The organism is Photobacterium sp. Hal280, assembly GCF_037162255.1.
Lineage (GTDB): Bacteria > Pseudomonadota > Gammaproteobacteria > Enterobacterales > Vibrionaceae > Photobacterium.
The window spans coordinates 1-12,148 of record NZ_JARLUO010000001.1 but is presented as its reverse complement, the minus strand read 5'-3'; the positions used below and the strand labels follow the sequence as shown (position 1 = coordinate 12,148).

General features: G+C 46.6%; 14 protein-coding genes and 1 pseudogene. 8 read left to right on the top strand and 7 right to left on the bottom strand.

All coding sequences use genetic code 11. The features are described 5' to 3' along the window. The first annotated feature begins 61 nt into the window (after positions 1 to 61). The 3 genes and pseudogenes from P4S53_RS00070 to P4S53_RS00065 all read left to right on the top strand — a co-directional run bounded on the left by P4S53_RS00070 (position 62) and on the right by P4S53_RS00065 (position 1,057). Positions 62 to 517, top strand: a complete 456-nt coding sequence (locus P4S53_RS00070) for a DMT family transporter (RefSeq protein ID WP_337110813.1) — start codon at positions 62 to 64, stop codon at positions 515 to 517. A gap of 34 nt (positions 518 to 551) precedes the next feature. Next, positions 552 to 752: pseudogene (locus P4S53_RS22545) on the top strand (DMT family transporter); the annotation flags it as partial. Continuing rightward, positions 659 to 1,057, top strand: a complete 399-nt coding sequence (locus P4S53_RS00065) for a DMT family transporter (protein ID WP_442958630.1) — start codon at positions 659 to 661, stop codon at positions 1,055 to 1,057. The pseudogene P4S53_RS22545 and the gene P4S53_RS00065, both read left to right, overlap by 94 nt. A gap of 65 nt (positions 1,058 to 1,122) precedes the next feature. Here the strand turns inward: P4S53_RS00065 and P4S53_RS00060 are convergent, their stop codons facing one another. The 3 genes from P4S53_RS00060 to P4S53_RS00050 form a co-directional block, all read right to left on the bottom strand. Then, positions 1,123 to 2,382 carry a cysteine desulfurase-like protein gene (locus P4S53_RS00060; protein ID WP_337110812.1) on the bottom strand — a complete coding sequence of 420 codons (1,260 nt, stop codon included), beginning with the start codon at positions 2,380 to 2,382 and terminating at the stop codon, positions 1,123 to 1,125. After that, positions 2,372 to 3,022: a 2OG-Fe dioxygenase family protein gene (locus P4S53_RS00055; protein ID WP_337110811.1), complete on the bottom strand. Its 651-nt coding sequence runs from the start codon at positions 3,020 to 3,022 to the stop codon at positions 2,372 to 2,374. Before P4S53_RS00055 ends, P4S53_RS00060 begins: the two co-directional genes overlap by 11 nt. 507 nt (positions 3,023 to 3,529) lie before the next feature. Further along, a complete protein-coding gene (locus P4S53_RS00050) occupies positions 3,530 to 3,874 on the bottom strand; it encodes a hypothetical protein (protein WP_337110810.1) in 345 nt (114 codons plus the stop codon). 135 nt (positions 3,875 to 4,009) lie between these two features. On the opposite strand from P4S53_RS00050, the gene P4S53_RS00045 reads away from it, so the two are divergent. Next, a complete protein-coding gene (locus tag P4S53_RS00045) occupies positions 4,010 to 4,588 on the top strand; it encodes a DUF6942 family protein (RefSeq protein ID WP_337110809.1) in 579 nt (192 codons plus the stop codon). Between the two features lie 104 nt (positions 4,589 to 4,692). After that, positions 4,693 to 5,859 carry a cation:proton antiporter gene (locus tag P4S53_RS00040; RefSeq protein ID WP_337110808.1) on the top strand — a complete coding sequence of 389 codons (1,167 nt, stop codon included), beginning with the start codon at positions 4,693 to 4,695 and terminating at the stop codon, positions 5,857 to 5,859. A gap of 7 nt (positions 5,860 to 5,866) precedes the next feature. On the opposite strand, the gene P4S53_RS00035 is transcribed toward P4S53_RS00040, so the two are convergent. Both P4S53_RS00035 and P4S53_RS00030 read right to left on the bottom strand, forming a co-directional pair. Next, positions 5,867 to 6,379 (bottom strand): hypothetical protein, encoded by a 513-nt coding sequence (locus P4S53_RS00035; RefSeq protein WP_337110807.1) that lies wholly within the window; start codon positions 6,377 to 6,379, stop codon positions 5,867 to 5,869. A 151-nt stretch (positions 6,380 to 6,530) separates the two neighbouring features. After that, entirely contained in the window at positions 6,531 to 6,923 is a 393-nt protein-coding gene (locus tag P4S53_RS00030; protein ID WP_337110806.1) for a hypothetical protein, read from the bottom strand. Positions 6,924 to 7,318: 395 nt separating this feature from the next. On the opposite strand from P4S53_RS00030, the gene P4S53_RS00025 reads away from it, so the two are divergent. Continuing rightward, positions 7,319 to 8,362: a GMP reductase gene (locus P4S53_RS00025; RefSeq protein ID WP_337110805.1), complete on the top strand. Its 1,044-nt coding sequence runs from the start codon at positions 7,319 to 7,321 to the stop codon at positions 8,360 to 8,362. Between the two features lie 431 nt (positions 8,363 to 8,793). Here P4S53_RS00025 and P4S53_RS00020 read toward each other — a convergent pair whose 3' ends face one another. Further along, positions 8,794 to 9,204 (bottom strand): hypothetical protein, encoded by a 411-nt coding sequence (locus P4S53_RS00020; protein ID WP_337110804.1) that lies wholly within the window; start codon positions 9,202 to 9,204, stop codon positions 8,794 to 8,796. A gap of 579 nt (positions 9,205 to 9,783) precedes the next feature. Between P4S53_RS00020 and P4S53_RS00015 the strand changes: the two genes are divergently transcribed. Next, the gene (locus P4S53_RS00015; protein WP_337110803.1) at positions 9,784 to 10,674 is read left to right on the top strand and encodes a sce7726 family protein; all 891 of its coding nucleotides are present in this window, start codon (positions 9,784 to 9,786) and stop codon (positions 10,672 to 10,674) included. Continuing rightward, positions 10,640 to 11,059 carry a sce7725 family protein gene (locus tag P4S53_RS00010; RefSeq protein ID WP_337110802.1) on the top strand — a complete coding sequence of 140 codons (420 nt, stop codon included), beginning with the start codon at positions 10,640 to 10,642 and terminating at the stop codon, positions 11,057 to 11,059. Before P4S53_RS00015 ends, P4S53_RS00010 begins: the two co-directional genes overlap by 35 nt. On the opposite strand, the gene P4S53_RS00005 is transcribed toward P4S53_RS00010, so the two are convergent. Continuing rightward, positions 10,991 to 12,099 (bottom strand): IS3 family transposase gene (locus P4S53_RS00005; protein WP_337110801.1). Its coding sequence is split into 2 segments (ribosomal slippage): positions 10,991 to 11,847 and positions 11,847 to 12,099, totalling 1,110 coding nucleotides; the frame shifts between segments, so codons are not numbered across the junction. The genes P4S53_RS00010 and P4S53_RS00005 overlap by 69 nt on opposite strands. Between the last annotated feature and the right edge of the window lie 49 nt (positions 12,100 to 12,148).

Here is a 12,148-nt window from a genome sequence, read left to right as displayed (position 1 = left end):
TAAACCTCATAGACACAATATAAAATCTATCTCACCCACCACACAACAAATTGGATCACCTATGCTGAAACTGTCCCCTGCGCTGCTTGCTCTTTTTGCGGGCGCCATGTTGTCGCTCATGATTCTGCTCAATAGCCAGTTGGCCGCATACAGCTCTCCTCTACTGGCCTCCTGGATTGCACATGGCATCGGGGCAGCCTTTGCTGGCTTGATATTGTTCGTCTGTCATTTTCGGAGCAAACCGACTCGCCCGGCAACCAAACCTGTTCCCAAGTGGGCTTATCTGGGCGGTATTCCCGGTGCATTGACCGTGATTCTGGCTGCGGCTACGGTAAATAGCCCGTTGGGACTGTCAGGCTCTGTGGCTTTTATGCTGGTGGGGCAGACACTTTTCGCGATGCTCAGTGATGTGTTAGGGCTCATGGGCTCGAATAAAAGGAAATTTTCTTCGCAAGATTTAGCTGTGGTGTGCTGCATTCTCTCGGGCAGCATGCTGATCATTTTTACACCAAGCTGATTATTAAAATATTCCTGATTAATGAGGATACACCATGACCTGGTTCATTTTTTTTGCTGTACTCAACGGTATTTGTATTAGCCTAAGCCGCATTTTGAACGGTCGGTTAAGTCTTGACCGAACTGCAATGATCTCATCTTACTGGAACCACCTGATAGGGTTTATCTTTCTGTCACTACTCGTGCTGCTTGTTCATGGCAGCTCTTTCACTTTGCCACAAAATACCCCATTAAGTGCGTACGCAGGGGAGTCATTGGTGTGTTGTTTGTGGCGATAAATAGCCTTGTGCTCCCCAAAATTGGAGCAATGAGAACAAGCTTGCTGGTGATCAGCGGGCAAATGCTGGTGGGTGTTTTACTTTCCCTGGTTTTGCTGTTCTTAAAGGGACAGTCACTTTTAGATATGATCTGGCCAATCGCGGGAATGATATTGATTTTGTTCGGTGTGTCTCTCAACCAACAGCGTCAGACCACCCCTGACAGAAAATCCGATGCTGAGCTGGCGTACCATGTATTCAACAACAAAAAGCCCACGAGATAACGTGGGCTTTGATTCGATCAGCTTAATGGATTAAGCCTGTGACAGGGGTCTGCAAATTGCAGTTATCATTGTAATTTATTATTTGGAACAGGGGCCAGAAACGGCGCTAACGCTTCGAAAAGTCGATCAATTTCTGCCTGAGTATTGTAATGCATGAAACCAATTCGGACGACGCCGCCACTTTCAAGCACGCCCAACTGCTGACACAGCCCTAACGCATAAAAATGACCGTTCCAGACGCACATATTCTGTTTACCCAGGTGAGCAGCTATATCCGACGGCGGTACATTATCAATACGTATCGCAAACGTCGGGGTACGTTCTGCGAGCCGTTTCTCGTCCTCAATACCCAACAAAGTGATGTTGCTGAATTTTCTGACCCAGTTCAAAAAGTGCTGGCTCAGCGTTGCTTCATAAGACTGATACTGAGTGTAACTGGCTGTCAGGCGCTCGCGTAAGCTGTCCTGCGGATCGCCCCACTGTGCCAGATAATCAATGGCAGCCACAACACCGGCCAACCCTTCAAAATTCTGGGTGCCCGTTTCAAAGCGTCCCGGACCGAGATCGGTCGCAGGTTCAACTTTATACGGCTTCAAAGTCTGCAGCCACTGAGGCGCCACATATGCGATTCCCACATGCGGACCAAAAAACTTATAAGCCGAACACGCCAGAAAATCACAGCCCAGTGCCTGCACATCCACCAGATTGTGCGGGGCGTAGTGCACGGCATCAACATACACTTGCGCGCCGACCTTGTGTGCTGCTTTTACAATACGTGCCACGTCCACCAGCGAGCCGGTCGTATTCGACGCATAGGTGACGGCCACCAGCCGCGTCTTATGATTCAGCAAAGACTCAAAGTGCTCGTAGTCTAACGTGCAGTCGGGTTCATTCACCCGCACCTGGCGAACCAATACCCCTTTGTCATCTGCCGCTTGCTGCCAGCTGGAGACATTCGAATAATGATCCAGAGACGTCACAATCACTTCATCCCCCTGCTTCCAGTCGCGTGAAATGGCACGGCTGAGCTGAAAAGTCAGTGAGGTCATATTCGGACCAAAGACAATATTGTCGGGCGACGGCGCATTCAATAGTGCCTGAACCGACTGACGCGCCTTTGCCATGAGTGACACTGTCACCTCACTGGAGAAAAACGAACCGCCCAGGTTGGCATTGTATCGGCCAAGATAATCCGTCATCGCCTGTAAAACACTGGCGGGCACCTGTGCGCCACCCGGTCCGTCAAAGAAATACACAGGGGCATCATTGATCTGTTGATCCAGTGCAGGGAACTGCTGTCGAACACTTGAGACATCAAACTGCATACTGCGTCTCCCGGGCGGTCAGAACAAACAGGTCCATATAGCCTTTTTGATCTTTTTTCACAGCCTTAATCGGACGCGCATTATGCCAGAGCTGATCATCGGCCAGAATCGCAACCTCACCCTGCTCGAGCGCCATGCTCAGAAAAGGCAGTTGATTTTTGTTTTTGTAGACCAGAAACTCACCGCCCTCGATGTTTTCACGCCCAATCCCAATCACCGCAATGTGATTAAAACCATCCTGATGAACCCCTTCCGGCGCCACCTGAGTCTCGCCCTCCAGCGTCGCAATACGAATCTGATGAATTTCAATTTCCTGATCATCTGATAAGGCATTGGCGCGTTTAAACACTTCACACATTTCACGCATTCCGGCACTGAAGAGTATCTTGTCTTCCAAAGGCTCAAAAGTGCGGCTGACATTGCCCTGAAAGTGGTTAATGTCGTCAGATTGAACAAAAGCTCTGACCGGCATGTGCTGCACACCACTGGCGGTCGCTTTTACAATGGAATAGCGGCGAAGACGGTATTCACCATCTGCGTGCCCGGTTTTGGGTAAATGATTAAACGAAGGGGAAAGCTCATTGATAGCCTGTCCGCTTAATTGTGTAAGTTGAAAAGTACGATCCAGTGAAACATTCATTGCATCAGCTCCTCTTAGCAGCGCCTTATCCCTAGCCGTCCGAAACTGTGCCGGACGCTCTCCTATTTGCATCAAACCACAAACAAGAGATTAACAATTCAGTTACAAGGTAGGGTAAAGGAAAATTCGACAATGCCAAGATCAAACAGACATAAACTTCATTAAATTAGTTAAATTAAGAATATTTAACTAATAAAGTGATTATGACTGGCCTAACAGTCTGGGTTTTTAACAGGGCATCATGAAAAAGCAGTGTTCCTTGCTAGAAAAAATCATAACCATCTGATTTTTATAGATTACTGATTTGACACTCGGGCTGCGGCACTGATGTAAACTTGTCAAAAAGCCAGCATAAAATACCGTTTGTGATGCGTGTCCCACCAAAAATATTGATAATCTCTTCATGTACAGAGGAAGTGAAAACGCAGAGTGTAAAAAACCTCCTGCCATTTCTGACAGAAGGTCTGTAAATCTGGAGGATACTAAACGGAGCCGTCTGGTGGCAGCTTAAGGGCGGTATGGGGTATAAACGTAATTGTCACCAGATTTTTTATAAAATGCGTTATCAATGATGGCATAGGTAATGCCAGATACCACAGCAAAGGTTACCAATTCGGGTAAATTGGTCCGGTGGTACTCCCTGCGTGGGCGTTCCTTAATGACGACAACCTCACGATGGTGATAATGTCTGTCCGGTTTACGATGATGGTGTCTGTGCTTATGTTTATAGTATTTTTTATAACCATGATCATAACCATGGTCTCTGCCACCGTGATCTCTGCCTCCATGAGCAAAGCTGGTTGCTGGTGCAATCAGAGACACGCACAAGATACCAATCCATAGAGTTTTCATATAACACTACCTGTTTTTCTACATATGTGTAGAGCGTACATATTGCTTGGTAAAGCAGTGTCAACCGCAAGTAAACCTTAAGTAAAATCACGCTTACAAAAGCGCAACATACTGCATAAAAGAAGATCGTCACAGATGCCTGAAAATACAAACAATTTCGCCGAAGATAGCACACGAAGCCTTATCGGACTGGGCTGCCCCGACTTTACTCTGGCCGCTTACATTGAACACAGGCCACCTATGCCGGAATTAGCATATCTGGATCGATTACAGCCGGCGACATCAGGTGAAATCCATACTATCGGCCAGGCGTGCGGCAACGGCTGGCGAAAAGTGTTCAATGTGTACGCTAAGCTGATTTACGCCCTCGACAGCAAGGTGTTTCCTCACTCAACGAATGCACCGAGCTGGCAGTCATTCAGAGATGATTTCCTTCTCCAGCAATCCAGCCAAACAGCGCTGTTATTCAATCCGCCTGTTCTTGATGTGACTGAGACCGTCCCCCGCTATCACATCATTATGGGCAGAACCTACGCCAAGAAGCTGATTCACGAAGAGAAACTAACTGTGCCATTCATCTGGCTGGATAATGAATTCGCACTCAACCGCGAGCACAAGCTGGTCATCTGCCCCTACTTTGATTATCGCCAGCTCTCCAATAGCAAAATCGATCGATTGGCGAGTATCCTGGCCGGATTTACCCGGCACATATAAGTGTCTGTCCCGCTAAAGCAGCCTGTCACAATCGTGTCTGTCCCACGAAAGCATCTATGCTTTTAAGGGATCAACAAGCCCGATGACTGTCGTATAGGTGCTCTATGTTCAATGAACTGCAAACCATGATTTTCGAGCTCGGGATCATTGTGGTCAGTTCAGCGTTAATCGGCACCATTTTCCTGTACGCCCGCCAGCCTATTATCCTGGCGTACATCGTTGCCGGCATTGCTCTTGGACCGAGTGGCTTAGGCTTGCTGAATGACAACGACAGGATCATCCAGTTCGGCCAGTTCGGTGTCATCCTTCTGCTGTTCCTGCTGGGTCTGAACCTGCAACCGTTCAAGCTGCTGAGTCTCTTTAAAGAGAGCGCGCTGATCACACTGGGGACCTGCTGTCTTTTCTTTCTGGTGACATTGGGGTTTAGCTTGCTGATCGGCCTGTCCCTTGGTGATTCCCTTGTGGCTGCCGCCGCGCTGATGTTCTCCAGTACCGTCATCGGGTTGAAATTGATCCCAACCACTACCCTTCACCATCAGCGTGTGGGTGAAGTCATGACCAGCGTGCTACTGATACAAGACATACTGGCTATCATTGTGATTCTGTTCCTGAATGTGCGTGAACCGGATGACATGATCAGCGCCTTTGTGCTCATCCTGCTGAAATTAGGATTGCTGTGCCTGCTGGCATATTTAGGCGTCCGTTACCTGGTGCTTCCCCTGTTTCGTCGTTTTGATGTCATTCAGGAATACACTTTTGTCACTGCACTGGCATGGTGCCTGCTGTGGGCGGAAATGGCTCACCTGGCGGGCTTGTCCTATGAAATCGGGGCATTCGTCGCCGGACTGTCCATCGCCATCAGCCGGGTGTCGCAAGCCATCTCCCTGCACCTGAAACCCTTGAGGGAATTTTTTCTGATTTTATTTTTCTTCGCGGTAGGCGCAAAAATGGACATCACGCAAGGTGGTACCGTTCTGCTTTGGGGTGGGCTGTTTGGCATCCTGCTGGTGGTAGTCAAAGCGACAGGTTTCATGATTGCGCTGAAGCTGGCAAACGAAAAAGCCCCTCAGGAGCTGTCTGCCCGGCTCAGTCAAGCCAGCGAGTTTTCCCTTTTGCTGGCCTATTCAGCCTTAACTGCCGGTCTGGTTTCCGATCAGGGTATGCTCTTTATTCAGGCTGCAACACTCACAACTTTCATCCTGTCCACTTACTGGGTCGTCAGCCGCTTTCCTACGCCGATTTCAAGTGTAAGCAATCTGCGCAAAGACTGATTGCCCGTCAGGCTGCCTGCCGCTGGCACTGCATAGAAAAATGATTCTGGGGAGTGATGTGATACCACATTTCGAACTGCGCTGCGTTTTTGCCTTTCATCACAGGCTGTAAGAATATACGGTAACCCATGAGATCACGCTGTGCATCATAATCAAAAGGATTGGCCTGGTTGGGGTCTGACAGAATTTCCCGTTTCATTGATAACGGTTTTAAACGGTATTCACCATCCAGTGACTCCAGGTGATAGTCGACAAACAAATTGAATTCCAGCTCAGTTTTGCCTTGATCCTGATAGCGAATCCATTCTTTAGAATTCACTTTGCCATCAAGTTGAAAATCATAATTCACCCAGCTTTCTTCTTTGTCTGACGCTTTTTCATCGGGCAGGCACTGCCACTTACCGACCAATTCTGACATGGATGCCAGATCCGTGGTGGCGTGCACATGACTGGCCACCCCAAACTGAGTTGCCAGCAACAATGATACGGCCACATATCTGCCCTGCTTCCATGAGTTCATCGATTCACCTACACGATTATTGTCAGATCCGTTTACTAACATAGCGAACTTAAGATAATGTCTCCACAAGCTTTTACCAAAATCGGGCATTAAAAAAGGAGCCATCGCTCCTTTTCAATATTCATCCGTTATTCAGACCAAACGCCAACGCTTATGATGACTTCGCCTGGAGGTGCCCGGTATGCGTTGTGGCCTGAGTTTTCTCAGTGCCGCCCGTCTTGTTTGCCAGCCTTTCTGCAATGTTAGCCAGCAAATGCTGAACCGGCACAATCGGCCCCATCATATTCACCCGCATCGCAGAGCCCACGGCTCCCAAATGCAATTCCGAGACGTCAGAGGCCGAGTAGTTGTACTTATAGTTAAACTTGTCGATTGCCAGATGAAGCAGATCAAACTCCTTCCGGTGACAAGAAATATATGCACGCCAATACATAGCATCCAGCACTTCATCAGACGAGTATGCCCGCAGAATAAAGCGCCAGCTGCCATCTTCACCGTAAAAATCCAGCGGGAATATCTGTTTTGTTTTTCTTCTATTGAACAAGGTAAATCGATCCACTTAGCCAGCGAGACTCATAGGATTATCCAAGGATTGAAACAGATTGGAAGCAAAAAATAATAAATTTGACATTCGGATTCAGGAAGTCATCCGCGTCTGGTTATGAAGTGATTTGAGTGCTTGAGGATTCACCAAAACGTCACCTGATTGTGAAACGTCGGGGTAAAGCGTAAGGATGCAATCTTCGGGAGGATATCATAAAAAAATGCATTTTTCAGGCTTGTAGAAAAAATAACTGCGCCTATAATGCTGAAAACCGGAGCGTCTGCCAACGCTCCGGTTTTTTTGTGCCTGCTCTTCAGGAAACTTGCTATCTGCCAATAGCGCAAATCTGTCGAGCAATATCCGATAGTCACAGTGAAGATAAAGAAGGAACTTCCATGCGTATCGAACAAGACCTGAAACTGGGATTCAAAGATGTACTGTTTCGCCCGAAACGTTCAACCCTGAAAAGCCGATCTCAAGTTGAATTAACCCGCGATTTTACATTCAAGCATAGCGGCCGTCAATGGTCCGGCGTCCCCATTATTGCCGCCAATATGGATTCAGTCGGCAGCTTTGAGATGGCAAAAGCACTGGCAAAACACAATGTCATGACCGCTATTCACAAACACTATACGGTTGATGACTGGGCCGGTTTCATCAAAGAAAACAAGGCCGATGTCCTGAAACATGCCATGGTTTCTACCGGTACATCAGATGCGGATTTTCAGAAAACCAAAGACATCATGGCACTGAGCGACGATCTGATGTTTATCTGCATTGATATTGCGAACGGTTACTCTGAGCACCTGGTCGAGTACGTGGAAAAAGTCCGTCACGCATTCCCTGATAAAGTCATCAGCGCCGGTAACGTCGTCACTGGCGACATGGTGGAAGAGCTGATTTTGGCGGGTGCAGACATCGTCAAAGTGGGTATCGGCCCGGGTTCAGTGTGCACCACTCGCGTGAAAACGGGTGTCGGCTACCCGCAACTGTCTGCCATTATCGAATGTGCGGATGCCGCACACGGTCTGGGCGGACAAATCATTGGCGACGGCGGCTGCACCTGCGCCGGCGATGTCTCGAAAGCCTTCGGCGGCGGTGCCGATTTCGTGATGCTGGGCGGTATGCTGGCTGGTCATGAAGAAAGCAACGGCGAAATCGTTGAAAAAGACGGCCAGCAACTGATGAAATTTTACGGGATGTCGAGCCAGAGCGCGATGGACAAGCATTCCGGCGGTGTTGCCAACTACCGTGCCGCTGAAGGAAAAACCGTACTATTGCCTTACCGCGGCCCTGTGGAATACACCATCCAGGACATCATGGGCGGCGTACGCTCAACCTGCACCTACGTTGGCGCGGCGAAGCTCAAAGAGCTCACCAAACGCACCACGTTTATCCGAGTTCGTGAGCAAGAAAATAACGTGTACGGGAAAGAGTGATTCGCTGTTCAGACAAGTAAAATACAACGTAAAAGCCGTAATAGAAAAAGGTCGCCACAGCGGCCTTTTTCATTATTGCTGCCTATATGTATAAGTTCTAACAATAAGTTTCTTACGACATCAATCTGTAAGGTATGGCCACAAGCATATCAGCCACGATAGAACCGATGAGGATGGAAGTCACAATTTATTTAATTTGGGCGTAAGTGATGCAATTCGTACTAAAACGGGCTTTTATATTGAGCTTCGTTGATCAAATCCGATCGCGACTGTGAGAAAAGTTCAAGCCGATTTAGTCAACAAAGCCACGCGAAAGATGAAGTGATTCCCGTGTGTGAACTGATTATGGATGAAGTAAATGCTGATCCGGATATTTCAAAGGGTTTGTAGTTAACCTTCAATACAGATGTAAATAAGGCCGATTAGCGGCCTTATTTACATTCTTCAACTGTGTGTCGATTTACCAATTTACGCCAGTATTGAAAAATGTAATACGAAGATGGTAAATGAACAAATGCTGTCAGATAGTAGACATAGTTCATATTTTTCTGAATTGTGGATTCACTGAAACCATAAAGCTGAAAAATAAGCCTAACGATACCATTAATTAAAATAAACAGGATCACATGGCTGTTAGTCAGCGATGGTTTTTCATATACCGAAGCACGTACACCCAAAATAAGACTAATAAAGGTTGCACAGCTCCAAAGCTCAAAAAATGAAGGAAGAGCGTAATACCCTTGAGCAAGGTAAGTAATTACATTCATTCCGAACATACTAAGAACTACAGCAACATTTAGCAGAATCATCAGCCAAAAATAAATTTTCCCGAATTTTATCATGTCCTTGCTTACCTGTATTTACTCTGCGACTAACGAGTTAAATTTGCTTATCCAGTGCGACCTCTCTTTACCTCAGATTAAAACCTCATTGTAATAACGACCAACATAAGCAATGCACAAAAACACAGTCTTTCCTTACTATTACCCTATCAGTCAGGCAGTTAGGAAAACTATGCGTATCTATTGCAATGCGGTGAGCACGCAATTATCAGCAAGAGTAAATCGGTTGATGATGGCGCCCAGCTTTCTTGTTCCTGCCGGGGTCCTTATTGCGGATAAACGTTTGTCAGTACAATGAGTTACAAACACACATTGAAGTACTCAGCACATCTCCTGTGTGATGGTGGGGGTTTACCTTGACTCGTAGCCACATGAACTTTGCCCTTTTCGACGAATCAGACTTACAAGAAATGAATATTGTAAATCATTACATTTACTACACGACTACTGTCAAAGTATACAGGTTGATGATCAGATGTAATTTGCATATTATCACCGACCGTTGTGACATGTCACAACGAAGAAAACGATTAAAAGTGCTATAGATTTAATATGTTCCCAGAGAAGAAAACTGACGGTATGGACTACAAACCACTCGCAAAATTGTTCACCAGCGCAGATATCAGCAAGGTTGCAAAAGGCAATTTTAGCACTGTAGTAGAACTGCAAGAGTCCTACGGTGAGTTAGCTGATCTTGATACATTACGAGACATTTATGAAGAAGCTTACCGCCTGCTGCGATTGAAGTACCCTAACGAGTATGTAGTCAAGAATACAATTGCCAATCGCATTTTACTCGGAAAGCACTCCATGAACACTGCTAGCATGTTGAGTGAATTGCGCATAGGCATTAACAAAGCTGATTGTGTTGTTGTAAATGGCCTTTCTACTTGCTATGAAATCAAAACCCAGTTTGATTCTTTGAAACGATTGCCCGATCAGCTCCAAGCGTACAACCGTGCGTTCGATAAAACCTATGTTGTTACACACGAATCCCACCTAAATTCAGTTCTTAAGCTTCATGATGAAATGCCTGTTTTCGGGGTAATTAAAGCGAACAAAAATGGCAACTTAAGCCGACCAGTAAAAGAAGCTCCTCAAAACACAGCGTTTGATCTTGAACTCATGTACTACTCTCTTCGCAAACCTGAGTACACAAACATAGCCAAAACTGTGCTTGGCGAAGAACCAAAAGTACCATGCTATGAGCTCTTTGACTTTTGCAAATCAGTCTTCTGCTCACTCCCTTCTGATAAAGCCAATCAGCTTTTCAAAGAGAACCTGAAGCATTTTCGTAAGAACGATCACAAATTTATCAATTCGTTGCCAGAATCCCTAAAAAACATAGGGATTAGCTACAAGATCGATAGAAAAGGAAAAACCAGTATCATAAGCTCACTGTTGAATAACATAGAACAACAAAGAGGTTATACGAATGTACTTTCCATATCTAAGGGGCAAGCAGTTTGACTTAGGGGCTTTGAAAGATGTTGCACAAAGGTTACATCCGGGAAAAGTCAGGCCAATTATTGAACCGGTTAGAAAAAATATTAACCCATTAATTGCTGCTGTTAAAAAGCTCAATTCACACGGGATCACTCCAATAGTAATCATCAATGCTGAAGTTGGAGACTTAAAATCAGAATCATTACAGTCGAATTTCTCTCTTCTTCATGGTAATGGAGCGGCTTTCCTTCCATGCGTTCGCATTAACAATACAAATGCCCAACAGACAATTCCATTTTTAAATCAGTTAGATGGTGATGGGATTTTGTCCACTTCCCCTTTAGCGAGACAATTCAAAACTAGAGGTTTCCAGTTGCCTCCGGTATTCAGCCGGAGGAATATTGCCTAAACTCTCGTGTGTTCGCTCTTCGTTGTAATCGCACATCCATACCCAAGCCATATCCCGAACCTGCTCAAGTGACTCGAACAAATAGGCATTCAAGAACTCGCGGCGAAATGACCCGTTGAAGCGTTCTACAAACCCATTTTGCTGAGGTTTTCCTGGCTGGATATAAACCAGCTCGATGTTATGAACCTCACACCAGTCGGTTAACTGGGACGATATCAGCTCTGGCCCATTATCCATTCGAAGCTGTTTTGGCAGACCTCGCTCCTGTTTCAAATGCTCTAAGGCGCGCACCACGCGTCCTGCGGGCAAACTCGTATCCACTTCTATCACCAGACATTCTCGGGTCGATTCATCAAGAATGTTCAGTGTCCGAAAACGCTTGCCACAATATAAGCTGTCATGCATAAAATCGAGTGCCCATTGATAGTTCGATTGATTCACCACATCTAATGGCGTAGCGATGCGAGCCGGTAATACGCGTTTTTGTCGCCTTTTTAGGTTTAACCCCATCCGGCAGTAAACTCGGTATACGCGCTTATGATTGAACCCTTTTCCCTTTCGTCGCATTCGCCTGAAGCATTTCCAGAATCCTGCATTGGGTGACTTCTCAAGCACCGCGTTCAGGGCATCGATGACATCGCTGTCGGCAATGCGCCAATCCTTGGGACTTCTGTAGTAGCTGGCCCGTCCCAAAAGCGTGAGTCGGCACGCACGGGTGACACTAAGACCTGCAGCCACCAACATACATGCACAATCGCGCTTGCTGCTTGCTACCAACCCTTTTTTTCGAACAGCTCCTTCATGGCCTGGTTTTCTAAACTGACGTCTGCGAACATCTTTTTGAGCTTGGCATTTTCTGCTTCAAGCTCTTTGATTCGCTTGAGCTCAGAGGCATCCAACCCGCCATATTTGGCTTTCCAGTTATAGTAGGTGGCGCTGCTAATCCCGTGCTGGCGGCAAATATCATCGACCTTCAGGCCAGCATCCGCTTCTTTGAGAATCGCGACTATCTGTGTTTCGGTGAACCGTGACTTCTTCATGGTGATCTCCTGCTGTTATGTGGCAGAAATCTCCAGTTTAGACTGTCTC

Excerpts from the sequence above, each read along its gene's own strand:
- P4S53_RS00040 (WP_337110808.1), top strand. The coding sequence starts at position 4,693 with ATGTTCAATGAACTGCAAACCATGATTTTCGAGCTCGGGATCATTGTG.
- P4S53_RS00015 (WP_337110803.1), top strand. The coding sequence starts at position 9,784 with ATGGACTACAAACCACTCGCAAAATTGTTCACCAGCGCAGATATCAGC.
- P4S53_RS00055 (WP_337110811.1), bottom strand. The coding sequence starts at position 3,022 with ATGAATGTTTCACTGGATCGTACTTTTCAACTTACACAATTAAGCGGA.
- P4S53_RS00010 (WP_337110802.1), top strand. The coding sequence starts at position 10,640 with ATGTACTTTCCATATCTAAGGGGCAAGCAGTTTGACTTAGGGGCTTTG.
- P4S53_RS00070 (WP_337110813.1), top strand. The coding sequence starts at position 62 with ATGCTGAAACTGTCCCCTGCGCTGCTTGCTCTTTTTGCGGGCGCCATG.
- P4S53_RS00020 (WP_337110804.1), bottom strand. The coding sequence starts at position 9,204 with ATGATAAAATTCGGGAAAATTTATTTTTGGCTGATGATTCTGCTAAAT.
- P4S53_RS00060 (WP_337110812.1), bottom strand. The coding sequence starts at position 2,382 with ATGCAGTTTGATGTCTCAAGTGTTCGACAGCAGTTCCCTGCACTGGAT.
- P4S53_RS00045 (WP_337110809.1), top strand. The coding sequence starts at position 4,010 with ATGCCTGAAAATACAAACAATTTCGCCGAAGATAGCACACGAAGCCTT.
- P4S53_RS00035 (WP_337110807.1), bottom strand. The coding sequence starts at position 6,379 with ATGAACTCATGGAAGCAGGGCAGATATGTGGCCGTATCATTGTTGCTG.
- P4S53_RS00025 (WP_337110805.1), top strand. The coding sequence starts at position 7,319 with ATGCGTATCGAACAAGACCTGAAACTGGGATTCAAAGATGTACTGTTT.
- P4S53_RS00050 (WP_337110810.1), bottom strand. The coding sequence starts at position 3,874 with ATGAAAACTCTATGGATTGGTATCTTGTGCGTGTCTCTGATTGCACCA.